Source organism: Caulobacter zeae, assembly GCF_002858925.1.
GTDB classification, from domain to species: domain Bacteria; phylum Pseudomonadota; class Alphaproteobacteria; order Caulobacterales; family Caulobacteraceae; genus Caulobacter; species Caulobacter zeae.
This window is the reverse complement of the sequence record NZ_PJRS01000049.1, coordinates 159,764-185,996: the sequence shown is the minus strand read 5'-3', so window position 1 is coordinate 185,996 and position 26,233 is coordinate 159,764. Positions and strand designations below refer to the sequence as shown.

Sequence of the window (26,233 nt, the reverse complement as noted above, 5' to 3'; positions counted from 1 at the left end):
CGAGCCGGGGCCCTTTCCTTTTGGGCCTCGCAGGACGGGCCGTCGAGCCGCTGGCCTCCGCCCCTCTTCACCGCTAAAGACCCGCCCCATGACCAATCCTCAACAGCCCCACGGCCCGCTGCGCTCGTTCGGCCGCCTGAAGTCGCGGCCGGTGAAGCCGCGCCAGCAGGCCCTGCTCGACAGCCTGCTGCCGACCATCGCCGTGCCGCACGAGGCCTTCCAGCCGCGCGACCTGATGCCGGACGCCAAGGAGACCTGGCTGGAGATCGGCTTCGGCGGCGGCGAGCACATGGCCGCCCAGGCCGGCCGCCGTCCCGACGTGCTGGTGATCGGGGCCGAGCCCTTCGTCAACGGCGTGGCCAGCGCCGTGCGCCACGTCGAGGAACAGGCCCTCTCGAACGTCCGCATCCACGAGGGCGACGCCCGCGACGTGGTCGGCTGGCTGCCCGACGCCAGCATCGACCGCCTCTTCGTGATGTTCCCCGACCCCTGGCACAAGGCCCGGCACAACAAGCGCCGGATCATCCAGCCGGAGTTCGTGGCCGACCTGGCTCGCGTGCTGAAACCCGGCGCGGCCTTCCGCTTCGCCACCGACTGGGCCGACTACGCCGAGTGGACGATCGAGCGGATGCTGGCCAGCCCCGCCTTCCGCTTCGCCGAGGACGGGATCGATCGCCAGGCCATCCCGGCCGACCACGTCACCACCCGTTACGAGGAAAAGAAGCTGGGCGACTGCGCCCCGGTGTTCCTCGACTTCGTGCGGGCCTGAGCCGCACCCTGGGACCAAAAGAAAAGGGCGCGGGTTGAACCCGCGCCCCTTTCCTTGATCAGGATCAATCACTCTTCGATCGGCACGCCGTAGAGTTCCAGGCGGTGATCGATCAGCTTGTAGCCGAGCTTCTTGGCGATCGCGTGCTGCAGGGCCTCGATCTCCTCGTCCACGAACTCGACGACCTTGCCGGTCTTCATGTCGATCAGGTGGTCGTGGTGATGGGTCGGGGTCTCTTCGTAACGCGAGCGGCCGTCACGGAAGTCGTGGCGCTCGATGATGCCGCTCTCCTCGAACAGGCGCACGGTGCGATAGACCGTGGCGATCGAGATGTGCGGGTCGATGGCGTGGGCCCGGCGGTGCAGCTCCTCGACGTCCGGATGGTCGTCGGCCGACGACAGAACGCGCGCGATGACCCGACGCTGGTCGGTCATGCGCATGCCTTTTTCGATGCAGAGCTTTTCGAGGCGGTCCAAGGCGGCGTCTCCGTCGGGGATTCGCGGGCACAATAGGCAATCGATTCCTAAGTGTTAAGCGCCCGCCGCATGACGACGGCGTCCTTGGCGCCGTCTGGATGGGGATAATAGGCCTTCCTGAGACCCACTTGCGAAAAGCCGGCAGCCCCATAGAGGGCGATGGCGGCGACATTGTCGGCCGCCACCTCCAGGAAGAGGTCGAAGGCCTTGGCCTCCGCGGCGATCCCGACCGCCATCTCGACCAGGGCGGCGCCCCAGCCGCGCCGACGGGCGGCCGGGTCGACGGCGATGGTCAGGATCTCGGCCTCGCCGGCGATGGCGCGGCACAGGATGAAACCCCGCGCCTCGTCGGGTTCGCCCGAGGAGCCGAGCACGGCGAAGACGCCGGGCGAGTTGAGCAGGGCCTCGAACTCGGTCGGAGCCCAGGGGCGGTCGAAGGCCCGCTCGTGCAGGTCGGCCAGGTCCCAGCACGCTTCCAATCCGACAGGACGCAGGTTCATGGCGTCGGCATCGTGGCGTAGGGCGCGCGCAGATAGAGCGGCCGGGGCGAGTGGGTCGGGGCGGGCCTCGCCGCCGCCAGGCGGGCGATGGCGACCGGATCAGCGGCGGCCAGGTCCAGTCTGGCCGCGCCGGGCAGCACGCCCTCCAGCAGGGCCGTGCCGGAACCCACCAGGGTCGCGGGGCCGCCGGAATAGAGCTCGGCCAGGCGGGCGGTCGCCGAACCGATGTCGAGGGCGTCAGGGGCCATCAGGGCCGCCCCGCCGTCGAAGACCTGGAGGTAGACCTGGGCCATCTTGGCGTCGAGCACGGCGGCGACGAAGCCCGACGCTCCCGAAGAGGCCGCCAGGGCCTCCAGGCTGTTGATCCCGACGCAGGGGATGGAAAGCGCCTCGGCCAGTCCCTTGGCGAAGGACAGACCTACGCGCAGGCCGGTGAACGAACCGGGGCCGACGGTGACGGCGATGCGGTCGAGATCGGCGAAGGCGATGCCGGCCTCGGCCGCGACTTCCCTGGCCAGGGGCGCGATACGCTCCTGGTGGCCGCGGGTCATGGGCTCGGTGCGGGCGGCGAGAACGCGCTCGCCCTCGATCACGGCGACCGACGAGGCCGCCAGGCAGGTGTCGACGGAAAGAACGCGCAAGATCAGGCGGCCCCGACCTGGGCGGTCTCGGCCGGACGCCAGACGAACTCGTTGAGCTGGCCCTTGGCCTTCAGCGTCGCCTCGTCGGGCACGCCGCCCTTGGTCCAGCCGGGCACGCCGAAGACGTAGGACACGGTCGGGGCCTCGGGGCGCACGCAGATCGTCTGGTTGACGGTGCGGCCCTCGCCGGCGCGGCACTGGTCGCGGGTGAAGCCCAGGGCGGCCCACTTGGCCAGCAGGCTCTCGCCCTTGGGTCCGCGCACGTCGCCGGCCGCCAGGCGGATCTCGGCGATGCCGCCGTCGGCGCTCTTGCCGATCTCCAGCAGCGGCGCATTGTCCTGCTCGACGGTGATGATCGGCCCGGGCGGGCCGTCGCCCACGTGGATGAAGGCGGCCTTGACCACGGCCTTGGGGAACAGGGCCTGGATCGTCGGCTGGTCGAAGGCTGTGGCGGCGGTGATGGGGCCGACGCCCGCGGCGGCCACCTGCAGCGGACCGCCGACATAGGGCGTGATCTTGATCACGGCCGAACCGTCGGCCGGCCTGGCCGCTTCCGGGGCGGCCTGGGCGGTCGCATCCGGCTTGGCCGAGGACGTGGCGGGGGTCTTTTCGGCGGGGCCGCAGGCGGCCAGCAGGGCCAGCGGCGCGGCGAGGAGCGCGAGACGGAGGGTCATGCCGTGGTTCTAGCGCGCCCTCCCCTCGCCGTCATCGCCCGGCTTGCCAGGCGATGACGATGGGAAGCCCGATCAGAGGATCTGGGCGGCTTCCTCGAAGTCCAGGCGCGGGTTGCGCGGGAACAGGCCCTCGTCGGTGCCGTAGCCGATCGAGGCGATGAAGTTCGACTTGATGTTCGTGCCTTCGAAGAAGGCCGCATCGACGCCGGCGTTGTCGAAGCCCGACATCGGACCGACGTCCAGGCCCAGCGCCCGGGCCGCCAGGATGAAGTAGCCGCCCTGCAGAGAGCTGTTGCGCAGCGCGCCCCACTCCTTGGCGACCGGATCGCTGAACCAGTTCTTGGCGCCCGGGGCGTGCGGGAACAGCTTGTCGAGGGTTTCGGGGAAGTCGAGGTCGTAGCCGACGATGACCGTGACCGGCGCGGCCAGGATCTTCGGAGCGTTGGAGCCCGACGACAGGGCGGCCAGCTTTTCCTTGGCTTCCTGGCTGGTGACGAAGATGAAGCGGGCCGGGCTGGCGTTGGCGGCGGTCGGGCCGAACTTCACCAGGTCGTACAGCTCACGCAGCACCGCTTCCGGCACGGGGTCGGACTTCCAGCCGTTGCGCGTGCGCGCCTCGGTGAACAGCTGGGCGAGAGCGGCGGTGTCGAGCTTGGACATCAGCGATCCTTTTAGGAAACCATAATCGCAACTTATGTAGTTACAGTATGGGGATCCCTGTAGATCGCGCAAGGCGCCCAGCAGCTGCTGGACGCGAAAACCTCGTCCTTCGACAAGCTCAGGATGAGGTTTTCGACAGCGACTCCGGCAAGAGCCCTCTTCCTGAGCCTGTCGAAGGACGAGGGCGGTCGCTTCAGAGCGTCTGCTCGACCCGGGTCACTTCCGGCACATAGTGCTTGAGCATGTTCTCGACGCCCGACTTCAGCGTCGCCGACGAGGACGGGCAGCCCGAGCAGGCGCCGCGCATGTGCAGCCAGACAACGCCCGTGGCCGGCTCGAAGCGGCTGAAGACGATGTCGCCGCCGTCCTGGGCCACGGCCGGACGGATGCGGGTGTCGAGCAGTTCCTTGATCTCGGAGACGATCTGGGCGGTCTCCTCGTCGTAGACGCCGTCCTCGTCGTGGCCGCCGGCGGCCTCCTCGCTCAGCAGCAGCGGGCGGCCGCTGGTGAAGTGATCCATGATCGCCGCCAGGATCGGCGCCTTCAGGTGCGGCCACTGGGCGTCCTCGCCCTTGGTCACCGTCAGGAAGTCCGGACCGAAGAACACCCGCGTCACGTCGCCGAGGCGGAACAGGGCGTCGGCCAGCGGCGAGGCCTCGCCCTCCTCGGGGGTGCGGAACTCCCGCGCGCCGTCCACCAGGACCTCGCGGCCGGGGAGGAACTTCAGCACGTCGGGATTGGGCGTGGTTTCGGTCTGGATGAACATGCCGGACATGTGGCCCTTGCGAGGGCGGAGGGCAAGGCCCTGAAGAACCTCTCCCGGAGGGAGAGGGAGGGGCTCGCCGCACAGCGGTGGGAGGGTGAGGGGTTTCGCCCTCACCAATTGCCCCAGGATCGTACCGGCCCGCCGGCCGACGCCTTAATCCCTCATCCTCCCACACCTGCGGCGCGGGCCCCTCCTTCTCCCTATGGGAGAAGGGTTTTCTAGGCCCCCCAGAAACCGACGAGCTTCTTGGTCTCGGCCACGACCGGGTCGGCCACGGCGCGGGCGCGCTCGGCGCCGTCCTTGAGGATGGCGTCGATCTGGGCGGGATCGCCGGTCAGTTCGCGCATGCGCGCGCCGATCGGGCTCATGACCTCGACCGCAAGCTCGGCCAGGGCCGGCTTGAACGTGCCGAAGCCCTTGCCGCCGAACTCCTCGATGACCTCGGCGCGGGTGCTGCTCGAAAGCGCCGCGTAGATGTCCACGAGATTGCGGGCTTCCGGACGCTCGGCCAGGCCTTCGATGGTTTCCGGCAGCGGCTCGGGATCGGTCTTGGCCTTGCGGATCTTGGCGGCGATGGCGTCGGCGTCGTCCATCAGGTTGATGCGCGAGGCGTCCGACGGATCGGACTTGCTCATCTTGGCCGTGCCGTCGCGCAGGCTCATGACGCGGGTCGCCGGGCCCTCGATCACCGGCTCGGTGACCGGGAAGAAGGCCGGCTGGCCGCCCGGGGCGCCGAAGTCGTTGTTGAACTTCTGGGCGATGTCGCGGGTCAGTTCCAGGTGCTGCTTCTGGTCCTCGCCCACCGGCACGTGGGTGGCCTTGTAGAGCAGGATGTCGGCCGCCTGCAGCACCGGGTAGGTGTAGAGGCCCACCGAGCTGCGCTCCTTGTGCTTGCCGCTCTTTTCCTTGAACTGGGTCATGCGGTCGAGCCAGCCCAGGCGCGCCACGCAGTTGAAGATCCAGGCCAGTTCCGCATGGGCCGGCACGGCCGACTGCGGGAAGATCGTCGCCTTCTTGGGATCCAGACCCGCGGCGATGTAGGCGCAGGCGATCTCGCGGGTCTGCTGGGCCAGCACGGCCGGGTCCTGCCAGACAGTGATGGCGTGCATGTCGGCGACGAAGATGAAGGGCTCTTCGTCCTGGATGTCGACGAAGCGCTTGAGGGCGCCGAGATAGTTGCCCAGGTGCAGAGCGCCGGAGGCCTGGATCCCGGACAGGATGCGCTTGGGACCCGCGTACGGAACGGGAGCTTGGTCGGTCATGGCTTCAGCCTTGGATGTCGGAAACGGTCAGAATGGCGGCGCGCACGGGGGCGCGGGCCGCGTCCGAGGACGCGGCGATCGAGTTCAGCGGAAGCTGCGCCATCGCGGCGCGAGGGAACCGATCGGAGCCATGGGCATGCTCGTTACCGTCCCCGCGCGCGCCGGACAAGGCTCTAGGTTGCTTTGCCGCGCCGCAGGGCGGCCTTCAGTTCGCTCGGCTTGACGCCGCCGAACAGGAACAGCAGCGGGAAATAAAGGCCGCCGCCGACCAGAACGGTCAGGACAAGGGCCACTTCCTTGGCGCCGATCACATGGCCGCGCAGGCCCAGCGCCTCCAGCGGCGCCTCGATCAGCGGCCGCCAGTGCGAGGCCGCGGCCAGGACAAGGCCCATGCCGACGCTGGCCAGCAGGATCCGGGTCACCCGAGACCAGGTCTGCCCCGACGGGCCGTAGTGGCCCTTGCGCCAGAGGGTGAAGGCCATCTGGCCGACATTGAGCCACGAGGCGATGGCGGTCGCCGCGGCGATGCCCTTCACGCCCACCAGGTTGAACAGCACGATGCCGAAGGCGATGTTCACCGCCACCGAGATCAGGGCGAAACGCATCGGCATCTTGGTGTCGCCGCGCGCGAAAAAAGCTCGCGAATAGAGCTGCTGCAACACGAAGGCCGGGGTGCCCAGGCCGTAGAAGAACAGCGCCGAGGCCGTCTGGCTGGCGTCGAAGGCGGTGAACTCGCCGCGCGTATAAAGGCCGTCCGACAGGAAGCCGGGCATGGCCACCAGGGCCGCCGCGGCCGGCAAGGTGAACGCCAGCGCCAGGGCGATGGCCTGGTCCATGGCGCTCTGGGCGTCGTCGCCGTCGCCGGTGTTCACCGCACGCGCCAGGCGGGGCAGGAGGGCGACGCCAATGGCCACGCCCACCAGGCCCAGAGGCAGCTGGTAGAGGCGGTCGGCGGTGGCCAGCCAGGTGCGGCCGCCGGGAACGTGGCTGGCCAGGTTGCCGGAGATGAAGATGTTGACCTGGGTGGCGCTGGCCGCCAGGGCGCCGGGGATGGCCTTGCTGATCAGGGCCTTCACCTCGGGCGTCAGGCGCGGCAGCCGCCAGTGGACCTTGGCGCCGGACTTGTTGACGCCCCAGACCAGAAGGGCCGCCTGGGCGACGCCGGCGACGATCACGCCCACCGAGCCCCAGGTGGCGGCCGAAACGGCGTCGGCCTGCGGCAGGATGAAGATCAGGGTGGCGATGTTCAGCAGCACCGGCGCGCCCGCCGACAGGATGAACTTGTCACGGGCGTTCAGCACGCCCGACAGGTGCGCCACGATGGCCATGCACGGCAGGTACGGCATGGTGATCTGGGTCAGCAGCACGGCCAGCTTGTACTTGGCCGGATCGGCGGCGAAGCCGGGGCTGATCAGCATCATCAGCCAGGGCATGGCCAGTTGGCATATCACGGTGATGATGATGGTGGCCGCCGCCAGGGTGGCCATGGCGTCGGCGGCCATGACGTCGGCCTTGTCCTCGCCGTCCTCCTGCAGCGACTTGGCGTAGGCCGGCACGAAGGCGGCCGCGAAGGCGCCCTCGGCGAAGAAGCGGCGGAAGAGGTTGGGGAAGGCCAGGGCCGTGTTGAAGGCGTCGGCGGCCGGCGTGGCGCTGGCCCCCATGCGATAGGAGATCGCCAGGTCGCGCACGAAGCCCATCAGCCGGCTGACCAGGGTCAGGCCGGAATAGATCATCGACGACTTGAGCAGGCCTCCGCCCTTCTTGGCGGGCGGAGCGGACGTCGGTTCGGGCGCGGCGGAGGTGTCGGTCACGTCCGGCTTCTGGGCGCTGCGCGTGAGGGCGTCAAGCGGGGGCGCGCGGCCTGCACCGAGGTTTGACGGAAAGTGCATTGGAGGTCTGAGAACCTCCCCCTGTGGGGGAGGCGATCGCGCAGCGATCGGTGGGGGGAGTCGATGATAAACTTCCGACGCTTCGAAAGCTGAGAACGTCCCCCCTCCGGCCCTCTGGGCCACCTCCCCCAGAGGGGGAGGATCTTAGCCCCCTACAGCCCCAGCCGCCTCGCCCGCCCCGCGATCTGAAGCGCCAGGCGCTCAGCGATCAACTGGTCGGGAGACCCGGAGGTCTTGCAGGCCTTGTCGGCGATCAGGATGTCCTGCTGCACCGTCAGAAGATGTTCGAGCGTCCAGGCGCGGGCCTGGCGCAGGAACTCGCGTTCGGTCTTCCAGAACACGCCCGAGGCCTTGGCCGCAGCGCCCAGGTCGACACCGTTCTTGTGCAGGGTCAGGGTGCGGCGCAGGCGTCCCAGATAGTAGCCCATGGCCCGCACGGCGGCCGGGCCGCCCTCGCCTTCCTGGGCGGCGCGACGCAGGCCCGCCTGGGCCGCGGCGATCTTGCCGCCGAAAGCGTCCGCCGCCGCGTCGCTGAGCGAGGCCTCGGGCTCGACGCCGAGGAAGTCGGTCAGGTCGGCGGGCGTGGCGACGATGCCGCTGTTCGGACCCAGATAGAGGGCCAGCCGCTCGATCTCGGCGCGGGCGACGCCGCGCTCCTTGGGCAGGCGGTTAACGAACAGGTCCAGCGCCTCGCCGTTCAGGCTGACGCCATCGCGCGAGAGGGCGTCGCGGGTCAGGCGCGCCATGTCGCCGACCTCGTCCTCGTAGCAGGGGATGACGTAGCAGCCGCCGGCCTTCTCGGCCGTCTTGCGCAGGGTGGAGTCGCGGCCCAGGGCCCCGGCCTCGACCAGGAAGAAGGCTTCGGGGTTCAGCCGCCCCTCGACATGGGCGGTCAGGGCTTCAGCGGCCTGCTTGTCGGGACCGGCCTTCTCGCCCATCAGCCGCAGGCGCACCAGGCGCTTGCCGCCCATCATCGACAGGGCGGCCAGCTCGTCTTCCAGACGGCCCGGCTGGCTGTCGAGGTCGCCCTCGGTGAGGAGGGCGGTGTCGAAGGGGTCGTCAGGCCGCTCGACCACCTTGTGGGCGAGCTGGGTGGCGCGGTCGCGCACCACGCCGCGGTCCTTGCCGTAGATGACGACGGCGCGGATATCGGGCGTCGGCTCCTTCAGGAACCGCTCGACCTCCTGCCGCTTGGAAAGAATGGCCACGTGATCAGGCGGGCGCCTTGCCGGCCAGCCAGGCGGCCAGTTCCAGCTGGATCTTGCGGGCCACTTCGGCGGCGGCGCGTTCCTGGCCGTCCTGCTGGGCGGCGATGGCGGCGTAGGGCTGGTCGGCGGAGTCGTAGGTGACCACCGCCGTCGTCGTTCCCTTGCGCACGTCCGAGCCCGTCGTCGTGTCGGTGAGCTTCCACTCGACCTTCATGTTGAGCTCGTAGCGGTTGGCCACGTTGTCGACGCGCACGCCGCGGGCGTAGCGCTTCTCCTCGACCTTGTAGGTCAGGCGGTGCGAGGCCAGCACGTTGGGGTTACGCGCCAGCGCGTCTTCCAGCTGCTCGCGCAGCATGTAGCCGGCGCGGCCCTCGGCCGCGACCACCTCGATCGCGCCCAGGCCGCCCGTGACGCCCTGCTGGCCATAGAGCGGCGTGAAGCCGCAGGCCGACAGGGCCAGGGACGAGAGAAGGGCGGCGGCCGCCAGGAGACGCTTCATGGATCAGTTCGCCACGATGTTGACGATGCGGTCTTTGACCACGATCACCTTGCGGACCGTGACGCCCTCAAGGTGGGCCATGACGGCGGGATCCGCCAGAGCGATTTTCTGCACCTCGTCGTCCGGGGCGCCGGCCTTGACCTTGATCTCGCCGCGGCGCTTGCCGTTGATCTGGATCGGCAGCACGCGCTCGTCGTCGGCGGCCAGGGCCGGATCGGCCTTGGGCCACGGCGCATCGACCACCATGCCGGTGCGACCCAGGCGCGCCCAGGCCTCCTCGGCCAGGTGAGGCGTGAACGGCGCCACCAGGCGGGCCAGGATGTCCAGCGCCTCGACGCGGGCGGCCAGCACGGCGTTCGAGCCGCCTTCAGCCGGAGCGGCCTTCAGGGCGTTCAGGAACTCGTACAGGCGCGCCACGCCGCTGTTGAAGCGGAAGCCCTCGATGCTGTCGGTGACGAAGCCGATCAGCTTGTGGGCCGCCTTGCGCAGGGCCAGGGCCGTCTCGTCGGCGTCGTCGTGGGCGAAGTCGCCGGCCGGCTGGCTGTCGAACTCGTTCCACAGGCGGTGGGTGAAGCGCCACGAGCCCTCGACGCCCGAATTGCTCCACTGCACGTCGCGCTCGGGCGGGCTGTCGCTCATCACGAACAGGCGCGCGGCGTCGACGCCGTAGGCCTCGAAGATGTCTTCGGGCGCGACGACGTTCTTCTTGGACTTCGACATCTTCTCGATGTCGCCGATGACGATCGGCGCGCCGGTCTTGGCGTGCTTGGCGGTGCGGACGTTGCCTTCGGCCGTGATCACCACGTCCGACGGCTCGACCCAGTCGCCGGCCTCGTCCTTGTAGGCCTCGTGGGTGACCATGCCTTGGGTGAACAGGCCCGCGAACGGCTCGTCCACCGACAGCAGACCCTCGTCCTTCAGCGCCTTGGTGATGAAGCGGGCGTACAGCAGGTGCAGCACGGCGTGCTCGACGCCGCCGATATACTGGTCGACCGGCATCCAGTGGTCGGCGCAGGCCTTGTCGATCGGCTCGGCCGCAGTCGGGTCGGTGAAGCGGGCGAAGTACCAGCTGCTGTCGACGAAGGTGTCCAGCGTGTCGGTCTCGCGCTCGGCCGGGGCGCCGCACGACGGGCAATTGACGTGCTTCCAGGTCGGGTGCCGCACCAGAGGGTTGCCCGGCTTGTTGGGATCGAAGGTGACGTCCTCGGGCAGGGTGACCGGCAGCTGGTCTTCCGGCACGGCCACCGGGCCGCAGGCCTCGCAGTGGATGACCGGGATCGGGCAGCCCCAGTAGCGCTGGCGGCTAACGCCCCAGTCGCGCAGGCGATAGACGGTCGCGCCCTGGCCCTGGCCGGCGGCTTCGATCCGCGAGACGGCCTCGGTCTTGGCGGCCTCGACCTCCATCCCGTCCAGGAACTCGGAGTTGAAGATCCTGCCGGGGCCGACATAGGCCTCCTTGCCGACCGTGAAGGTCGCCGGATCCTCGCCGTTGGGCAGCACCACCGGCAGCACCGGCAGGTCGTACTTGCGGGCGAAGTCCAGGTCGCGCTGATCGTGGGCCGGGCAGGCGAAGATCGCGCCTGTGCCGTAGTCCATCAGGATGAAGTTGGCGATCCACACCGGCAGGGTGATCGACGGGTCCAGCGGGTGCTTCACGCGCAGGCCGGTGTCGCGACCCAGCTTCTCGGCGCCCTCGATATCGGCCTCCGAGGTGCCGCCCTTGCGGCACTCGGCGATGAACGCCTGCAGGTCGGGGTTCTCGACCGCCAGCTGCTCGGCCAGCGGGTGCTCGGGGGCGATGCCCACGAAGCTGGCGCCGAACAGGGTGTCGGGACGGGTGGTGTAGACTTCCAGGCCCTCGGCCAGGCCGTCCGGCGCCTCGCCGTCGAACTGGAACTTGAAGCGCAGGCCCGTGGACCGGCCGATCCAGTTCTCCTGCATGATGCGGACCTTCTCGGGCCAGCGATCCAGGGTCTTCAGGCCGTCGATCAGGGCGTCGGCGTAGTCGGTGATGCGCAGGAACCACTGGGTCAGCTTGCGCTTCTCGACCGTCGCGCCCGAGCGCCAGCCCTTGCCGTCGATGACCTGCTCGTTGGCCAGCACGGTCATGTCGACCGGATCCCAGTTGACCGAGGCTTCCTTGCGGTAGACCAGGCCGCGCTTCAGCAGGCGCAGGAACCAGGCCTGCTGCTTGCCGTAGTATTCCGGGTCGCAGGTGGCGAATTCGCGCGACCAGTCGACCGACAGGCCCAGGGCCTTCAGCTGCTCGCGCATCGAGGCGATGTTGTCGTAGGTCCAGCCCTTGGGGTGGACGCCGCGCTCCATGGCCGCGTTCTCGGCGGGCATGCCAAAAGCGTCCCAGCCCATCGGGTGCAGCACGTTGAAGCCCTGGGCGCGCTTGTAGCGGGCCACGACGTCGCCCATGGCGTAGTTGCGCACATGGCCCATGTGGATGCGCCCCGATGGATAGGGGAACATCTCGAGCACGTAGTACTTCGGACGCGCGTCGGGGGCGATCGGCGTCAGGAAGGTGTTGGCGTTCGCCCAGGCGGCGCGCCACTTCGGCTCGGTGTCTTTGGGATTGTAGCGGGCCATGGAAACCAGACAGTGCTTGCGGTCGATGCGCGAGAGCGCGCCAGGGTTAAGTGTGGGCGGTTAACCCGCCCAGGCGCGCTCCAACAAAATGGACGCGTTCCGCAATGCTCATAAGCGGTTTCGCGGCCGGGGCGCGCCTAAATATGCGAACGGGAGCCCCTTGTCGCCAGACGAGGGGCTCCCGCGCGGATCCTTCGGGACTTTAAAAGAGCCCTTAGTTCCGGATGTTCGAGAGGCGAAGCTGACGCGCGCGGGTCAGGATGGCGTTCTCGATGTCGGTCGCCGTCTGGTCGGAGGCGGCCGTGTCGACCCAGGCGCCCGAGGCGTCCTTGGCCTGCTTGAAGATCGTGACGTTCAGGCCGTCGGCGCGCAGGCGGGTGTCCAGGATGTAGACAGTGGCCTTGAAGCGCTCGTCGGGCTTTTCCGGATTGATGTACCAGTCGGTGACGATCACGCCGCCGTACGGGTCGGCCGAGGCCAGCGGCATGAAGGCCAGGGTGTCCAGCGACGCGCGCCACAGGAAGCCGTTGACGCCGATCGAGCCTTCGCTCGTGGCGGCCTTGGGGCTCTTCTTGAACAGGCCGAAGGGCTGGAAACCGGACTCTTCGCTCTGGCTGGTGAAGGTCTTGGGCGGCTTGTTGCTGCTGCACGCGCCCACGCCGAGAACCGACAGCGCCAGCACGCCGGCGGCGACGCCGCGCAACATGGACCCACGCTCAAACGCCATAGTACCTCGCTCCAAAAATCTGCCGGCGCGTGCGCGCAGCCCAGGCGCGCCCCCGCAGCCGGAACGCGTCTATAGCATGGCCGCGCCGCGTCAAAACAGGAATCGCGTGACATGACCGCCACAGGCGCCGCTTGAATCGTAACCTGCGACGATCAGCGTGATCCAAGCCCTGTTGACCGCGTTGTACCAAGGCCTTTATTCGGCTTTCAGGGTGTCCGTACCTATATGAGGTTCGGGCAGGGGTTATTTTGGGGAATGGGTGTCGAGTGACGAAGGTCGCGACGCAATTCGTCTTGGCGGGCGCCGCCGCGCTGATCCTCACGGGATCGGCTTCGCTGGCTCATGCCCAGACCAAGACCCGTACCGCGCCGGCCACCGCCGACTTCACCGTCAAGAACGACTTCACCGCCTCGCAAGGCGCGCCGTTCAGCCCGCAGAACCCCAAGAAGACCCTCGAATTCGACGCCCGCAAGGGCAAGTGGGGCCTCAAGCTCGACCTCGACCAGCCCGTGGGCCGCGAGATGGAGCTGAAGGACGTCCAGGCCGGGGCCTACTACAAGGTCACGCCGTCGATCCGCGTCGGCGGCGCCGTGGCCCTGGGCGAGAACAACCCCGTGGCCGCCGCCCGCAAGAACGAAACCCGCGAGCCCGCGCCGCGCGTGAAGCTGGAAACGGCCTTCAAGTTCTGATCTTCGGCGCTCAGGCGCCGAACCCTTCGACTCCCGCCAAGCCGTAGACGCCCGCGCCGACCAGCGCGCCGGCGGTTTTCGCGTTGACGCCGCCCAGGGCGTAGACCGGCAGGGCCGCGCTCGCCGTGATCGCCGCCAGGCCCGCGACGCCCAGCGGCGCGCCGGCCGAGGGGCTGTTGCTGGGTAACACCGGCGAGACCACCACCGCCTCGGCTCCGGCCTGCTGCGCCGCCCGCACGGCCGGGGCGTCGTGCGCCGCCGCCGTGATCCGCCATGAGGGATGGCCCCTGCGAATATAGGCCGCGCTGTCCGCGAGGCGCTGAGGCAGATGCACGCCTTGCGCGCCGATCGCCTGCGCCAGGGCCGGATCCGCGCCCGCCAACAGCAGCAAGCCGCCCGCACGGGCGATCGCCGCTAGGCGCAGGCCGCGCTCGATGGCGTCCGGCGCATCGAAAGGCCGATAGACGATCCCCGCGCCCGCCGGCAGGCGCTCGGCGACGGCTTCCGGATCGGGAACCCGCACCGGATCGGTGAAAAACAACAGGCGCGGCAGGGGATCGCCCGGCCAGACCCATGGGCGAAGCCGCGCGGCCGTTCTAGAGAGGATTTCCAGACTGCCTGTTTCCTGGTCCGACATGTCGCAAGCCCTGAACGCCATCCGATCCCGCATCGCCGCCGCCGCCCTCGCGGCCGGCCGGCCCGCCGACGCCGTCCAGCTGGTGGCGGTGTCGAAGCTACAGCCGTGGGACCATATCGCCCCTGTGTTCGACGGGGGCCAGCGGGTTTTCGGCGAGAACCGCGTGCAGGAGGCCAGGGAGCGCTGGACGCCGCTGCGCGAGCAGATCGAGCTGCGGCTGATCGGGCCGCTGCAGACCAACAAGGCCCGCGACGCCGTGGCCTTCTTCGACGTCATCGAGACGCTCGACCGCGAGAAGCTGGCCCGGGTGCTGGCCGACGAGGTCCAGGCGCAGGGGACGGCCCCGCGCCTCTACGTCCAGGTCAATACGGGCGAGGAGCCGCAGAAGGCCGGCGTGACGCCGGTCGAGGCCGACGCCTTTATCGCCGCCTGCCGGGGCGTCTACGGGCTCTCCGTGGAAGGCCTGATGTGCATCCCGCCGGCCGAAGACGACCCCGTGCCGCATTTCCGGATGCTCGCCGACATCGCCGCCCGCAACGGGCTTGCGAAGCTGTCGATGGGCATGAGCGACGACTTCGAGACGGCGATCGCGTGTGGCGCAACCTCGGTGCGGGTGGGTTCGGCGCTGTTCGGGGCGCGGTGATCCCAGAATCCTCCCCCCTCTGGGGGAGGTGGCCCAGAGGGCCGGAGGGGGCCGTTTTCAGCTGCCGCGATGCCGGCCAGTCATCTCTCGCTTCCCCCTCAGTCCCTCCGCGACAGCTCGCCCTTCAGGGGGAGCGCCTCAAAGGCCTCACCCCTCCGCGATCCCGATCGCGTCCCCCGGCGCGGCCTTCGCGAGCAGCGCCTCGATATCCGCCCGCGCCAGGGCCACGCAGCCCTCGGTGCCGGGATAACCCTCGCGCGCCAGGTGCAGGAAGATCGCCGAGCCCAGGCCCGGAACCGGCGGGTCGTCGTTATGGGCGAGGATCCCCACCAGGTCGTAGACGGGATCGTCGCGCCACATGCGCTCGGCGCTGGCCTGATACGGCAGCTTGACCGGGCGGTTGTAGTTCGGATCGCCGGGCGCGTCGCACCAGCCGTCGTCGGGGGCGATCGGCGCAGTCGGCAGGACCGTCTTCGGGCCGTCCGGATAGACGTCGGGGCGGTAGAGCACCTGGCGGATCGCCCAGGTTCCCAGGGGGCTCCTGTTGTCGCCCTCGCGCTTGTCGGCGGCGGCGATGACGCCGGCCTTGCCCAGGGCGCAGCGCACGATCCGGCCGTCGCCGAGGTCGATGGTCGCGCCGTTTTGGGCGGAACGCGCCTGGAAGATCATTGCAAACCCCGCTCCCGCAAGCCCGCGCCCCTTGGCGCCGGGCCTCGTAGCGGTCATGTTCCGCCTCATGGCGCAACGCAAGACCCTGCTTCTCATCGACGACGACGACGACCTGCGCGGCGCCCTGGCCGAACAGCTCGCCCTGCACGAGGAATTCGCCGTGGCCGAGTGCCCGACCGCCGGCGAGGGCGTGCGCCAGGCCCGCGAGATCAAGCCCGACCTGATCCTGCTCGACGTCGACCTGCCCGACATGGACGGCCGCGAGGCCTGCCGGCTGATGCGCAAGAACGGCGTCACCGCGCCGGTGATCATGCTTACCGCCGCCGCCAGCGACAGCGACACGATCCTGGGCCTGGAATCGGGCGCCAACGACTACGTCACCAAGCCCTTCCGCTTCGGCGTGCTCCTGGCCCGCATCCGCGCCCAGCTGCGCAGCTACGAGGCCTCGGAAGACGCCCTATTCCGCATCGGTCCCTACGAGTTCCGCCCCTCGGCCAAGCTGCTGGTCGACGACAAGCAGAAGAAGGTGCGGCTGACCGAGAAGGAAACCAACATCCTGAAGTACCTCTACCGCGCCGGCTCCAAGCCGGTGTCGCGCGAGGAGCTGCTGACCGAGGTCTGGGGCTACAACGCCGGCGTCACCACCCACACGCTGGAAACCCACGTCTACCGCCTGCGCCAGAAGATCGAGCCCGATCCCGCCACCGCACGGATCCTGATCACCGAGGCGGGCGGCTACCGGCTTCAGCCTTAGCCCTCTGAGGAACCCCAAAAAGAAAGGCCCGGAGCATCGCTGCTCCGGGCCTTCTTCGTTTTCGGGGTCGTCAGCCTGAAATCAGGCGTTGCCGACCTGGCCGGCTTCGGCCTGGGCCTTGCGCGCGGCGTAGACGCCGCCGAAGTCGATCGGGTCGATCAGGAAGGGCGGGAAGCCGCCTTCGCTGGTGACGTCGGCGATCAGGCGACGGGCGAACGGGAACAGGAAGCGCGGGCACTCGATCAGCAGGACCTGCTCGAGGGCTTCTTCCGGCACGCCAGCGATCTGGAACAGGCCGCCATAGACAACTTCGACGTGGAACACCGCCTGGCCGTCGCGCTCGGCGCGGGCCGACAGCTTCAGGTCGACTTCGAACAGGCCGTCGGCGCGACCGCGGGCGTTCATCTCGACGCCCATGTCGATGGCCGGCTGGGTGGCCGAGGCGCGCAGCGAGTCCGGCGCGAGCGGGTTTTCGAACGACAGGTCGCGAACGAACTGGGCGACGATGCGGATGCCGGCGGCGGCCGCTTCGTTGTCGTCCTGGGCGGCGGGCGGAGCGCCGTTGGTATCGGTCATGAAGGGTTTTTCCATACTCGGCGCGGCATATCGGCCGTTAGGCGTGAGCGGCGCTGCTAACATGCGGGAGAACGCCGTGCAACGTCAGGCGCCTGACGCGGGCGGTCGCTTGGCCTATATAGGAAGGCTGCCGTCTCAATCGACGGCCCCGATGCGGAACTTGTCGTGCTTGAACTGATCGTCTTCGCGGTGCTCGCCGCCGTCGTCCTCTACCAGCTTTACGCCACGCTCGGTCGCCGGGTGGGGCGTCAGCCCGAGGACACGCCCGCCCCCGTGGCCGCCCCGGCCGCCGGCCGTCCGGCCGACAGCGCCGAGACGGCGATCCCGGTCAACGCCACGGGCCTGGCCGCCCTGCGCGCCCGCCAGCCCGACTTCGATCCCGCCCGCTTCCTGTCGGGCGCCCGCTACGCCTACGAGATGATCCTCAAGGCCTTCGCGGCTGGTGACCGCGAGACGCTGAAGCCGCTGCTGGCCGCCGACGTGATGGCCAATTTCGAAGGCGCCATGGCCGCCCGCGAGGCGGAAGGCCGCACCGAGAGCGTCGAGATCCTGGCTCCGCCGCGCATGGACCTCGACAGCGCCGAGGTGCAGGGCGACACCGCCCGCGCCGTGGTGCGGATCCTGGCCGAGGTGCGCACGCGCTCGACCAGCGCCGCCGGCGAAGCGGTCGACGACCGCCGCACGGCCGACCTGTGGACCTTCGAGCGCGACCTCAAGAGCCGCGACCCCAACTGGACCCTGGTGCGCGTCGCGGTCGCCGAAGCCTGATGCTGCGTTCCGTCCTGACGATCGCGGCGGCCGCCCTGGTGCTGGCCGCCTGTACGACGACCGCGCCGCCGCCTCCGGTCGCCCCGACGCCCCAGGTCCCGACCCCGACCACGCCGCAGCCTTCGCAACCCACCCAGCCCCCGACGCCGTCACCCGCCGCCTTTTCGGCGCTGCAAGGCTGGAACGAGGAGGACCACGCCGCCGCCCTGCAGGCCTTCCGCGAGACCTGCGGCGTCGCCAAGGATCCGGCCACGGCCGAGATCTGCCGTCGCGCCAAGGCCGCCGGTCCGGTCGACGACGCCCGCGCCCGCCAGTTCCTGGAAGCCAATTTCCGCCCCGAGGCCGTCGCTGGCCAGGGCCTGCTGACCGCCTATTTCGCCCCTGAGTACGAAGCGCGCATGTCGCGCTCGGCCGAGTTCAGCGCCCCGATGCGCGGCCGGCCCGCCGACCTGGCCATGCTGGACCTGGGCGCCTTCGACCCGAGCCTGAAGGGCAAGACCGTGGTCGGCCGCGCCGCCGGCGGAACCTTCGTGCCCTATGACGACCGCGCCGTCATCGAGGCCTCGCCGCTGGACCGGCCGCTGGCCTGGATGCGCCCCGAGGACCTCTTCTTCCTGCAGATCCAAGGCTCGGGCGTCCTGACCCTGCCCGACGGCCGCCGCGTGCGCGCCGCCTTCGCCGCCCACAACGGCAAGACCTTCGTCGGCATCGCCACGGCCATGCGCGACCAGGGCCTGCTGGCCGACGGCAATACCTCCGGCGAGGCGATCCGCGGCTGGCTGGCGGCCAATCGCGGCCCCAAGGCCGATGCGATCATGCAGCTGAACCCGCGCTACGTGTTCTTCCAGACCCTGCCCGACGACGGCCGCCAGGCCACGGGCGCGGCCAACGTGCCGCTTCCGGCCGGCCGCGCCATCGCCGTCGACCCCAGCCAGCACGCCATGGGCGGCCTCTACTGGATCGACGCCAGCGCCCCGAAGCTGGCCGGCGCCTTCCCGACCTATCGCCGCGCCGTCGTGGCGCTCGACACCGGCGGGGCGATCAAGGGCCAGGTGCGCGCCGACCTCTACATGGGCACCGGCCAGGCGGCCGGGACCGAGGCCGGCCGCGTACGCCACGACCTGCGCCTGTGGCGACTGGTCCCCCAGATCCAACCCTAGTCCGATGAGCAAGCGGCGGCCGCCGGAAGACGATGGCCAGCGCCTATGGCGGCTGGTGGCCTCGACGGTGACGGGCCGCGCGCCCGAAAAGGCGCTGAAGATGCGCGACAAGGCCCGCATCCGTCCCGGCAAGGCCGACCTGCTGGCCCACGCCGCGGATGTCGAGCCGCCCACGCACCTGGCCTCGGTGGCGCCGCTGCGCATCGATCCGTCCGAGATCAAGGCGCTGAAGCCGAAACCCGCGCCCAAGCCGCCGCCCGAGGGCATCGAGCCCAACCGTCGCCGCCGCATCGTCAAGGCCCACGACCCGATCGGCGCGCGGCTGGACATGCACGGCCTCGACCAGGACCAGGCCCGCGCGACGCTGGAGCGGTTCATCCGCCGCGCCTGGGACGAGGGTCACCGGGCGGTTCTGGTGATCACCGGCAAGGGGAAGGTCGGCCACGGCGTCCTGCGCCAGCGCACCCCCGAATGGCTGGCCGATCCGGCCCTGCGCGAGATGATCGCCGGGGTGTCGCAAGCCGATCAGCGGCACGGCGGCGAGGGCGCGCTCTATGTGGCGCTGAAGCGGAAGGGGTAGGGGCGGAAATCCTCGCCCTTCGACAGGCTCAGGGTGAGGATTTCTACTGATCCTCGGTGCCGGAACTTTCCTCGTCCTGAGCTTGTCGAAGGACGAGGAAACGCAAGGCTACTTCGGCCGGGCAGCCTTCTCGGCATGCCCGGACGTTCCCTCGCGGGCTTCCAGCTTCTCGGCGACGGCGTCCAGCGACACGCCAGCCGCCGCCATAAGCGCCAACCAGTGGTACAGCAGGTCGGCGCTCTCCGAGGCCAGAGCCTCAGGGCCCTGCGCCACGGCGGCGATGACCGTCTCGACGGCTTCCTCGCCCAGCTTCTTGGCGGCCAGGGCCGGGTCGTTGAGCAGCTTGGCGGTGTAGGACGCGGTCGGATCGCCGCCCTTGCGGCTCTCGACCGTGGCGGCCAGGCGCTCCAGGACTTCGAACAGGCGGCTCATGCGACCGCCTTCGCGGGGTCCAGACGCACCGGCACGCCGGCGGCGGCCATGGCCTGCTTGGCTTCGCCGATCGAAATCTCGCCAAAGTGGAAGATCGAGGCGGCCAGCACGGCGGCGGCGTGGCCGTCACGAGCGGCTTCGACCAGGTGCTCGGTCTTGCCCGCGCCGCCCGAGGCGATCACCGGCACGTTGACCGCGCCCGTCACCGCCTGGAGGAGGGGGATGTCGTAGCCGATCTTGGCGCCGTCGCGATCCATCGAGGTCAGCAGGATCTCGCCCGCGCCGCGCTCGACCACCTTGGCGGCCCAGTCGACGACGTCGAGGCCGGTGTCCTTGCGGCCGCCATAGGTCCAGACGTTCCAGCCCGAACCGTCGGGGCGGGCCTTGGCGTCGATGGCCACCACCACGCACTGGGCCCCGAAGGCGTCGGCGCCGGCGGCGATCAGGTCGGGGTTCTCGACGGCGGCGGTGTTGGTCGAGACCTTGTCGGCGCCGGCCAGCAGCAGGCGACGCATGTCGGACACCTGGCGCACGCCTCCGCCCACCGAGACGGGCATGAAGCAGACCTCGGCGGTGCGCGAGATCACGTCCAGGATCAGGCCGCGGCCCTCGCTGGAGGCGGTGATGTCGAGGAACATCAGCTCGTCGGCGCCGGCCGCGTCGTAGGCGGCGGCCTGTTCGACCGGATCACCGGCGTCGCGCAGGTCGACGAAGTTGACGCCCTTGACGACCCGGCCGTCCTTGACGTCGAGGCAAGGGATGATCCGGGTCTTCAGCATCAGGCGGCCGCCGCAACCAGCGCTTCGGCCGGCTTGATCGTGCCGGCGTAGAGCGAGCGGCCCAGAATGGCGCCGGCGATCTCGACGCCCTTGCGGGCCTTGAGGCGCTCGATGTCGGCCACGGCGGCGACGCCGCCGGAAGCGATGACCGGGATCGAGACGGCGTCGGCCAGTTCGCCCACGCCCTCGACATTGACGCCGGTGAGGGCGCCGTCGCGGCTGATGTCGGTGACGATCAGGGCGGCCACGCCCACGTCCTCGAAGCGCTTGCCCAGGCTGATGGCGTCGATGTCCGACAGGCCCGTCCAGCCGTCGATGGCGACCTTGCCGTCACGCACGTCGACGGCGACGGCGATCTGCTCGGGCCAGAGGCGGGCGGCCTTGCGGACCAGGTCCGGGTCGTGGACGGCCACGGTGCCCAGGATGACGCGCGACACGCCGGCCTCGATCCAGGCCTCGATGCCTTCGAGCGTGCGGATGCCGCCGCCCAGCTGCACCGGGATCGAGATCGACTCCAGGATCGACTGCACGGCGGCCGTGTTGACCGACTTGCCCTCGATGGCGCCGTTCAGGTCAACGACGTGCAGCCACGAGAAGCCGTCCTTGACGAAGCGCTGGGCCTGGTCGGCCGGGCTGTTGTTGAAGACCGTGGCCTTGTCCATGTCGCCGTGCAGCAGACGCACGCACTGGCCGTCCTTCAGGTCGATGGCGGGATAGAGGATCATGGGCGCCATTCCAGGAAGTTGGCGAGCAGGGTGAGCCCCGCGGCTTGTGATTTTTCGGGGTGGAATTGTACGCCCGCGACATTCCCCTTGGCCACCGCCGCGACGAACGCGCCGCCGTGGTCGCTGGTCGCCACGACATCGGCGCGATCGGCCGCATCGAGCGCGAAGGAATTGGCGTAGTACATGTGGGCGCCGTCCTCGATGCCCTCAAACAGGGCGTGAGCGCGCGAGAGGGCGATCGCGTTCCAGCCCATGTGCGGGATGGTCAGCGACGGATCGGACGGGGCGAGCTTCTTCACCTGGCCGCCGATCCAGTCGAGGCCCGGCGTGACGCCGAACTCGAGGCCTTCGGTGGCCAGCAGCTGGTGGCCGACGCAGATGCCCATGAACGGCGCGCCGCGCTGGTGCACGGCCTCGTTCATGGCCTCATAGACGCCCGAGGCGTCCAGGCCCGCGCGGCACGAGGCGAAGGCGCCGACGCCGGGCAGGAACACCCGGTCGGCCTTGGCCACGATGGCGGGATCGGCGGTGACGACGATGTCTGCGGCGACGCCGCGACGGCGGGCGGCCTCGTTGAGGGCCTTTTCCGCCGATCGCAGGTTGCCCGACCCGTAGTCGATCAGGGCGAGGGTCTGCATGGTATGAGCCTTACAGCACGCCCTTGGTCGACGGCGCCTGGCCGCCGGTCTTCGGGTCGAACTCCACCGCCTGGCGCAGGGCGCGGGCCAGGGCCTTGAAGCCGCTTTCCGCCACGTGGTGGGTGTTGTCGCCGTAGAGCGTCTCGAGATGGATGCACGCGCCGCAGTTCATGGCGAAGGCGTGGTGGAACTCCTTGAAGAGCTCGGTGTCCATCTCGCCGACTTTGGGGCGTTTGAACTCGACCTTCCAGATCAGATAGGCGCGATTGGACAGGTCGATGGCGCAGCGCGTCAGGGTCTCGTCCATCGGGATGTAGGCGTGGCCGAAGCGCCGGATGCCCTTGAAGCCATCCAGCGCCTTGTTGATCGCCTGACCCAGCACGATGCCGGTGTCTTCCACCGTGTGGTGCATGTCGATGTGCAGGTCGCCCTTGGTCTCGATCTTCAGGTCGAAGCCGCCGTGGCGCGCGAAGCTCTCCAGCATATGGTCGTAGAAACCAATGCCGGTGGAGATCGTCGAGGCGCCGGTCCCGTCGAGATCGATCCAGACCCGGATCTGGGTCTCTTTCGTCTCGCGGACCACTTCAGCGGTGCGGGCCATGCTTCGTCCTTGAAGGTCCGGTCGGGACCAGAGGTGTTAGAGTCCGTTCTGGGCGGCCAGGTCGCGCAGCTTGACCTGCGGACGCGGACCGTAGTGGGCGATGACCTCGGCGGCGGCCAGCGAGCCCAGCTTGCCGCAGTCGGCCAGCGAGCGCCCCTGGGAGAGGCCGTAGAGGAAACCTGCGGCGTATTGGTCGCCCGCGCCCGTCGTGTCCACGACTTTTTCCACGGGGAAGGCCGAGATTTCGTGGAAGTGCTCGCCGGAGGCGACCACCGAACCCTTTTCGCTTCGCGTGACGGCGGCGATCTCGACGCGCTTGGCCAGTTCCTTCACGGCCGCGTCGAAGTCGTCGGTCTGGAACAGGGCGCAGATTTCCGAAGCGTTGGCGAAGACGACGTCGCACTGGGTCTCGACGAAGCCCAGCAGCGCCTCGCGGTGGCGATCGACGACGAAGCTGTCCGACAGGGTGATGGCGATCTTGCGCCCGGCGCCGTGCGACAGGGCGGCGGCCTTGGCGAAGGCGCGGCGGGCTTCCAGCGGGTCGAACAGGTAGCCCTCGAGATAGGCGTACTGGGCGCCCTCGATGATGGCCTGGTCGACGTCGGCGGCGGTCAGCTCGACGCAGGCGCCCAGATAGGTCGACATCGTGCGCTGGGCGTCCGGCGTCACGTTGATCAGGCACTGGGCCGTGGCCGGGCCCTCGGCCAGCGGCGGGGTGGTGAAGACGCCGCCGATGGCGCGCATGTCGTGGGTGAACACCCGGCCCAGCTGGTCGTCGGCGACCTTGCCGATGAAGGCGGCCTTGCCGCCGAAGCTGGCCACGCCCGCCAGGGTGTTGGCCGCGCTGCCGCCCGAGGCTTCGATGCCGGCGGCCATGGCGTCGTAGAGGCTGGCGGCGCGCGTCGTGTCGATCAGCGCCATCGAGCCCTTCACCAGCCCTTGGGCGTCCAGGAAGGCGTCGTCGCACTGGGCGATCACGTCGACGATGGCGTTACCGATGGCGGCGACGTCGTAGAGGGCGGTCATGTCTGCTCTGTTCCGGGAAGATTGACCGACCGCAAGTAAAGGAAGGGGAGGGCCCTGGCAACGTAGGCTTGGGCAACGCAGGCCTTGCCCCGCGCCCTGCGGCTTTCTAACCCTTGGCGCATGAGCATCACGCAGCCCGACGTCCTGATCCTGGTTCCCGCCGCCGACGAGCCACGCTTCGCCCAGAGCTGGCCGCCGCTGTTCGAACGCCTGGCGACGCCGCTGCGGGCCCTGGGCCTGACCGTGGCCTCCCGTCCGTGGACCGACCCGGTCGAGGCCGGCGGGCAGGGGATCGTCCTGCCGCTGCTGTCGTGGGGCTATCACCACCGCGAGCCCGAATGGTACGCGCGGCTCGACGCCCTGGAGGCGGCCGGCGTGCGCACCGCCAACCCGCCGGGCCTGCTGCGCTGGAACACCGCCAAGACCTATCTGTCCGAACTGGCCGCCAAGGGCGCGCCCGTGGTGCCGACCATCACGCTCGACGAGGTGACCCTGGAAGCGGTCGCCGAGGCGCGCGACCGCTTCCAGGTCGACCTGGTGGTGGCCAAGCCCCAGGTCTCGGGCGGCTCGCATCGTACGGTGAAGCTGGGTCGCGACCCCGACCTGACCGACGCGCCCACGGGCCCGGCCCTGATCCAGCCGTTTCTGCCGGCGGTGGGCGAGGAGGGCGAGCTGTCGCTGTTCTTCTTCGACGGCGCCTTCAGCCACGCGGTGACCAAGGTGGCCGTGCCCGGCGACTTCCGGGTGCAGCCGCAGTTCGGCGGCAAGGTCAGCGAGATCGCGCCCGAGCCCGAGGCGCTGCACGCCGCCCACATGGTGCTCGACGCTCTGGGCCAGCCGCTGACCTACGCCCGCATCGACCTGATCCGGGGCCTGGACCACACCCCGCAGCTGATGGAGCTGGAGATCATCGAGCCCGATCTCTTCCTACAGCACGCCCACGACCACGGCGCGGCGTTCGCGGCGGCGGTGAAGGCGGCGCTTTAGGCCGGAGCCAGGCGAAGAGATGAGGGGGCGATAACGATGGCGTGGCTGGGAATCTGGCTTTCGGGCTCTGTTCTGATGGCCGCCAACGCGGCGCCGGCCAATGAGCCGACCTTGTCGGCGGCGCAGGCTCGCGAGCTCTCCCAGCCAGCGCTGGCCGACGCCGCCCTGGCCCTTCTGCGAGAGCGGATCGTCGAGGTGGACGGCGTGCCGCCCAAAGGCCTGCCGCCCAAGTACAGCCAGACCATGGGCGGACTGAACCTGGCCTTGAAACCCGTGCCGGGCGAACCGGGACTTTGCGTCTCGACCGCCCTCCATGTCGGCCTCGAACAGGTCGATCCCGAAGACGAGACCCCCGCCGCGCGCGAGCGCTTCGCCGACGTGAGAGTCCGCGCCCGCTACAAGGTGGTCGGACCGACGGACCGCAACACCGATAGTCCGACGCCGCAAACCTGCGCGGCGCAGGGCCAGATCGCGGCCAACTTCTTCATGGCCGACGACGACGTCGATGTTTCTGCCTCGGTCGGCGCCATGCAGGGCCTGGCGTCAGCGCCCCGAGGCCGGATCTCGTGCGAGACGCGCGCCGACTGCCGCGACCTGCCGGCGCTGATCGCCACCCTGACCGTCGGTGATATCGTCTTCATCGAGAACGACACGCCCTGCCCGCAAGATCGAAGCTGTTCCACCATCCTGCTTTCGGGGGCGGAAGGGCGGCGGATCTGGCATCGGGCGCTGAAACTCCGCACCGTCTATCGCGGGGTCGGCCCACGGGGGCGGGGGATCGTCCGCGTGGATCGACTGGTGATAGGGGCGCGGCAAGAGCAGGAAGCCATACCGATCGCGCTCGACCCCTGAGCGGTTCACGTCTCTTCGCCCCCTTCCGGGGAGATGCGCAGGGGAGCATGCACGCCAGCCCTGAGACCGTCTCGATTGCTTTTGGATTTTCGATAGAGGCGGCCTATATCGGATCCATGCTCCCGACCCTTCGCCAGATGCAGTACCTGAAGCTCCTGTCCGAGCACGGCTCGTTCAGCCGGGCGGCCGAGGCCTGCTACGTCACCCAGCCCACCTTGTCGGCCGGGATCCAGGAACTGGAGAAGATCCTCGGCGCGCCGGTGGTCGACCGGGCGCGCTCGGGCGTGATCCTGACCGCCGCCGGCCAGGAAGCCGTGCGCCGGGCGACCTCGATTCTGGCCCAGACCGAAGACCTGGTGCAGGCCGCGCGGGGGGCGGGCCAGCCGCTGGCCGGGCGCTTCCGCCTGGGCGTGATCCCCACCGTGGCCCCGTATCTTCTGCCGCGCGCCCTGCCGTTGCTGCGCGACCAGTTCCCCAAGCTGCGCCTCTTCCTGCGCGAGGACCTGACCCAGCGCCTGATCGCGTCGCTGAAGGCCGGCTCTCTGGACGCGGCCCTGATCGCCTTGCCCTACGACATGACGGGCCTGGACTGGGCCCATGTGGAGCACGACGAACTGCTGGCCGCGGCCCCCGCCAACCACCCGATGGCCATGCAGGACAGGGTCGATCCGGCCAGCCTGGACGGCCAGGACGTCATCCTGCTGGAGGACGGCCACTGCCTGCGCGACCACGCCCTGGCCGCCTGCGGGCTGGAGCCGCCCAAGGGCGTCGGCGACGAAGAGAGCTTCGCGGCCACCTCGCTGCCCACCCTGGTTCAGATGATCGGCTCGGGCCTGGGGGTGTCGTTCCTGCCGGCCATGGCCGTGCAGGCGGGCCTGGCCGAGAACGCGCCGGTGACGGTGCGGCCGCTCGCCACCGCCCAGTCCACCCGCGAGATCGTGGTCGCCTGGCGGGCCGGCTCCAGCCGCGCCGCCGAAGGCCGCCTGCTGGCCGAGACCCTGCGCGCGGCCTGATCGCCGCGCCATCATTCAATACCGACGTTCTTTCGATC

General features: G+C 69.7%; 31 protein-coding genes. 10 read left to right on the top strand and 21 right to left on the bottom strand.

Annotated features, from left to right (window positions below):
* The first annotated feature begins 88 nt into the window (after positions 1–88).
* Positions 89–769 carry a tRNA (guanosine(46)-N7)-methyltransferase TrmB gene (trmB, locus tag SGCZBJ_RS24250; protein ID WP_101720477.1) on the top strand — a complete coding sequence of 227 codons (681 nt, stop codon included), beginning with the start codon at positions 89–91 and terminating at the stop codon, positions 767–769.
* A gap of 68 nt (positions 770–837) precedes the next feature.
* On the opposite strand, the gene SGCZBJ_RS24245 is transcribed toward trmB, so the two are convergent.
* The 12 genes from SGCZBJ_RS24245 to SGCZBJ_RS24190 all read right to left on the bottom strand — a co-directional run bounded on the left by SGCZBJ_RS24245 (position 838) and on the right by SGCZBJ_RS24190 (position 12,681).
* On the bottom strand, positions 838–1,245 hold the full coding sequence (locus SGCZBJ_RS24245) for a Fur family transcriptional regulator (RefSeq protein WP_101720476.1): 408 nt from the start codon (positions 1,243–1,245) through the stop codon (positions 838–840).
* Between the two features lie 47 nt (positions 1,246–1,292).
* Positions 1,293–1,745 carry a ribosomal protein S18-alanine N-acetyltransferase gene (gene rimI / locus SGCZBJ_RS24240; RefSeq protein WP_101720475.1) on the bottom strand — a complete coding sequence of 151 codons (453 nt, stop codon included), beginning with the start codon at positions 1,743–1,745 and terminating at the stop codon, positions 1,293–1,295.
* Positions 1,742–2,386 carry a tRNA (adenosine(37)-N6)-threonylcarbamoyltransferase complex dimerization subunit type 1 TsaB gene (tsaB, locus tag SGCZBJ_RS24235; RefSeq protein WP_101720474.1) on the bottom strand — a complete coding sequence of 215 codons (645 nt, stop codon included), beginning with the start codon at positions 2,384–2,386 and terminating at the stop codon, positions 1,742–1,744. Before tsaB ends, rimI begins: the two co-directional genes overlap by 4 nt.
* Before the next feature lie 2 nt (positions 2,387–2,388).
* Positions 2,389–3,060: a DUF1131 family protein gene (locus tag SGCZBJ_RS24230; protein WP_101720473.1), complete on the bottom strand. Its 672-nt coding sequence runs from the start codon at positions 3,058–3,060 to the stop codon at positions 2,389–2,391.
* 72 nt (positions 3,061–3,132) lie between these two features.
* The gene (locus tag SGCZBJ_RS24225) at positions 3,133–3,720 is read right to left on the bottom strand and encodes a malonic semialdehyde reductase (protein ID WP_101720472.1); all 588 of its coding nucleotides are present in this window, start codon (positions 3,718–3,720) and stop codon (positions 3,133–3,135) included.
* A 193-nt stretch (positions 3,721–3,913) separates the two neighbouring features.
* Positions 3,914–4,486 carry a NifU family protein gene (locus tag SGCZBJ_RS24220; protein WP_101720656.1) on the bottom strand — a complete coding sequence of 191 codons (573 nt, stop codon included), beginning with the start codon at positions 4,484–4,486 and terminating at the stop codon, positions 3,914–3,916.
* Between the two features lie 218 nt (positions 4,487–4,704).
* Positions 4,705–5,748 (bottom strand): tryptophan--tRNA ligase, encoded by a 1,044-nt coding sequence (trpS, locus tag SGCZBJ_RS24215; RefSeq protein WP_101720471.1) that lies wholly within the window; start codon positions 5,746–5,748, stop codon positions 4,705–4,707.
* Positions 5,749–5,921: 173 nt separating this feature from the next.
* Positions 5,922–7,559 (bottom strand): murein biosynthesis integral membrane protein MurJ, encoded by a 1,638-nt coding sequence (gene murJ, locus SGCZBJ_RS24210; protein ID WP_420808195.1) that lies wholly within the window; start codon positions 7,557–7,559, stop codon positions 5,922–5,924.
* Between the two features lie 230 nt (positions 7,560–7,789).
* On the bottom strand, positions 7,790–8,839 hold the full coding sequence (holA, locus tag SGCZBJ_RS24205) for a DNA polymerase III subunit delta (protein ID WP_101720654.1): 1,050 nt from the start codon (positions 8,837–8,839) through the stop codon (positions 7,790–7,792).
* Between the two features lie 10 nt (positions 8,840–8,849).
* A complete protein-coding gene (gene lptE, locus SGCZBJ_RS24200; RefSeq protein WP_101720470.1) occupies positions 8,850–9,344 on the bottom strand; it encodes an LPS assembly lipoprotein LptE in 495 nt (164 codons plus the stop codon).
* A gap of 3 nt (positions 9,345–9,347) precedes the next feature.
* Complete coding sequence (gene leuS, locus SGCZBJ_RS24195) at positions 9,348–11,939, bottom strand: leucine--tRNA ligase (RefSeq protein WP_101720469.1); 2,592 nt, start codon at positions 11,937–11,939, stop codon at positions 9,348–9,350.
* 214 nt (positions 11,940–12,153) lie between these two features.
* The gene (locus tag SGCZBJ_RS24190) at positions 12,154–12,681 is read right to left on the bottom strand and encodes a DUF3576 domain-containing protein (protein WP_101720468.1); all 528 of its coding nucleotides are present in this window, start codon (positions 12,679–12,681) and stop codon (positions 12,154–12,156) included.
* Between the two features lie 251 nt (positions 12,682–12,932).
* Here SGCZBJ_RS24190 and SGCZBJ_RS24185 point away from each other — a divergent pair, with 251 nt between their 5' ends.
* On the top strand, positions 12,933–13,355 hold the full coding sequence (locus SGCZBJ_RS24185) for an NtrZ family periplasmic regulatory protein (RefSeq protein ID WP_240621631.1): 423 nt from the start codon (positions 12,933–12,935) through the stop codon (positions 13,353–13,355).
* Positions 13,356–13,365: 10 nt separating this feature from the next.
* On the opposite strand, the gene SGCZBJ_RS24180 is transcribed toward SGCZBJ_RS24185, so the two are convergent.
* Entirely contained in the window at positions 13,366–13,992 is a 627-nt protein-coding gene (locus SGCZBJ_RS24180; RefSeq protein WP_101720466.1) for a thiamine phosphate synthase, read from the bottom strand.
* On the opposite strand from SGCZBJ_RS24180, the gene SGCZBJ_RS24175 reads away from it, so the two are divergent.
* Positions 13,991–14,635 carry a YggS family pyridoxal phosphate-dependent enzyme gene (locus tag SGCZBJ_RS24175; RefSeq protein ID WP_101720465.1) on the top strand — a complete coding sequence of 215 codons (645 nt, stop codon included), beginning with the start codon at positions 13,991–13,993 and terminating at the stop codon, positions 14,633–14,635. The two genes, SGCZBJ_RS24180 and SGCZBJ_RS24175, sit on opposite strands and share 2 nt — an antisense overlap.
* 147 nt (positions 14,636–14,782) lie before the next feature.
* Here SGCZBJ_RS24175 and SGCZBJ_RS24170 read toward each other — a convergent pair whose 3' ends face one another.
* Positions 14,783–15,304, bottom strand: a complete 522-nt coding sequence (locus tag SGCZBJ_RS24170) for a L,D-transpeptidase family protein (protein ID WP_101720464.1) — start codon at positions 15,302–15,304, stop codon at positions 14,783–14,785.
* 67 nt (positions 15,305–15,371) lie between these two features.
* Here SGCZBJ_RS24170 and SGCZBJ_RS24165 point away from each other — a divergent pair, with 67 nt between their 5' ends.
* Positions 15,372–16,058 (top strand): response regulator transcription factor, encoded by a 687-nt coding sequence (locus SGCZBJ_RS24165; protein ID WP_058347127.1) that lies wholly within the window; start codon positions 15,372–15,374, stop codon positions 16,056–16,058.
* A gap of 81 nt (positions 16,059–16,139) precedes the next feature.
* Here the strand turns inward: SGCZBJ_RS24165 and secB are convergent, their stop codons facing one another.
* Positions 16,140–16,634, bottom strand: a complete 495-nt coding sequence (secB, locus tag SGCZBJ_RS24160; protein WP_101720463.1) for a protein-export chaperone SecB — start codon at positions 16,632–16,634, stop codon at positions 16,140–16,142.
* Positions 16,635–16,799: 165 nt separating this feature from the next.
* Between secB and timA the strand changes: the two genes are divergently transcribed.
* Genes timA through SGCZBJ_RS24145 form a run of 3 tightly spaced genes read left to right on the top strand, consistent with a single transcriptional unit; the run spans position 16,800 to position 19,142 of the window.
* On the top strand, positions 16,800–17,402 hold the full coding sequence (gene timA / locus SGCZBJ_RS24155; RefSeq protein ID WP_101720462.1) for a TIM44-related membrane protein TimA: 603 nt from the start codon (positions 16,800–16,802) through the stop codon (positions 17,400–17,402).
* The gene (gene mltA, locus SGCZBJ_RS24150) at positions 17,402–18,562 is read left to right on the top strand and encodes a murein transglycosylase A (RefSeq protein WP_101720461.1); all 1,161 of its coding nucleotides are present in this window, start codon (positions 17,402–17,404) and stop codon (positions 18,560–18,562) included. The genes timA and mltA overlap by 1 nt, the downstream gene beginning before the upstream one ends.
* A 4-nt stretch (positions 18,563–18,566) precedes the next feature.
* Positions 18,567–19,142, top strand: coding sequence for a Smr/MutS family protein (locus SGCZBJ_RS24145; RefSeq protein WP_101720460.1), 576 nt, complete (start codon positions 18,567–18,569; stop codon positions 19,140–19,142).
* A 108-nt stretch (positions 19,143–19,250) separates the two neighbouring features.
* On the opposite strand, the gene SGCZBJ_RS24140 is transcribed toward SGCZBJ_RS24145, so the two are convergent.
* The 6 genes from SGCZBJ_RS24140 to SGCZBJ_RS24115 are packed head-to-tail and all read right to left on the bottom strand — an operon-like array spanning position 19,251 to position 23,343.
* Positions 19,251–19,574: a phosphoribosyl-ATP diphosphatase gene (locus tag SGCZBJ_RS24140; protein ID WP_101720459.1), complete on the bottom strand. Its 324-nt coding sequence runs from the start codon at positions 19,572–19,574 to the stop codon at positions 19,251–19,253.
* Positions 19,571–20,353 carry an imidazole glycerol phosphate synthase subunit HisF gene (hisF, locus tag SGCZBJ_RS24135; RefSeq protein ID WP_101720458.1) on the bottom strand — a complete coding sequence of 261 codons (783 nt, stop codon included), beginning with the start codon at positions 20,351–20,353 and terminating at the stop codon, positions 19,571–19,573. The genes SGCZBJ_RS24140 and hisF overlap by 4 nt, the downstream gene beginning before the upstream one ends.
* A complete protein-coding gene (gene hisA / locus SGCZBJ_RS24130; protein ID WP_165799427.1) occupies positions 20,353–21,087 on the bottom strand; it encodes a 1-(5-phosphoribosyl)-5-[(5-phosphoribosylamino)methylideneamino]imidazole-4-carboxamide isomerase in 735 nt (244 codons plus the stop codon). Before hisA ends, hisF begins: the two co-directional genes overlap by 1 nt.
* On the bottom strand, positions 21,075–21,716 hold the full coding sequence (hisH, locus tag SGCZBJ_RS24125; RefSeq protein ID WP_101720457.1) for an imidazole glycerol phosphate synthase subunit HisH: 642 nt from the start codon (positions 21,714–21,716) through the stop codon (positions 21,075–21,077). Before hisH ends, hisA begins: the two co-directional genes overlap by 13 nt.
* A gap of 10 nt (positions 21,717–21,726) precedes the next feature.
* On the bottom strand, positions 21,727–22,317 hold the full coding sequence (gene hisB, locus SGCZBJ_RS24120) for an imidazoleglycerol-phosphate dehydratase HisB (protein ID WP_101713144.1): 591 nt from the start codon (positions 22,315–22,317) through the stop codon (positions 21,727–21,729).
* Between the two features lie 36 nt (positions 22,318–22,353).
* The gene (locus tag SGCZBJ_RS24115; RefSeq protein ID WP_101720456.1) at positions 22,354–23,343 is read right to left on the bottom strand and encodes an adenosine kinase; all 990 of its coding nucleotides are present in this window, start codon (positions 23,341–23,343) and stop codon (positions 22,354–22,356) included.
* 120 nt (positions 23,344–23,463) lie between these two features.
* On the opposite strand from SGCZBJ_RS24115, the gene SGCZBJ_RS24110 reads away from it, so the two are divergent.
* The 3 genes from SGCZBJ_RS24110 to SGCZBJ_RS24100 all read left to right on the top strand — a co-directional run bounded on the left by SGCZBJ_RS24110 (position 23,464) and on the right by SGCZBJ_RS24100 (position 26,195).
* Complete coding sequence (locus SGCZBJ_RS24110; protein ID WP_101720455.1) at positions 23,464–24,330, top strand: ATP-grasp domain-containing protein; 867 nt, start codon at positions 23,464–23,466, stop codon at positions 24,328–24,330.
* Between the two features lie 75 nt (positions 24,331–24,405).
* Positions 24,406–25,182, top strand: a complete 777-nt coding sequence (locus SGCZBJ_RS24105; RefSeq protein ID WP_133149320.1) for a hypothetical protein — start codon at positions 24,406–24,408, stop codon at positions 25,180–25,182.
* 116 nt (positions 25,183–25,298) lie between these two features.
* Positions 25,299–26,195: a hydrogen peroxide-inducible genes activator gene (locus tag SGCZBJ_RS24100; RefSeq protein ID WP_101720453.1), complete on the top strand. Its 897-nt coding sequence runs from the start codon at positions 25,299–25,301 to the stop codon at positions 26,193–26,195.
* Positions 26,196–26,233 lie beyond the last annotated feature (38 nt).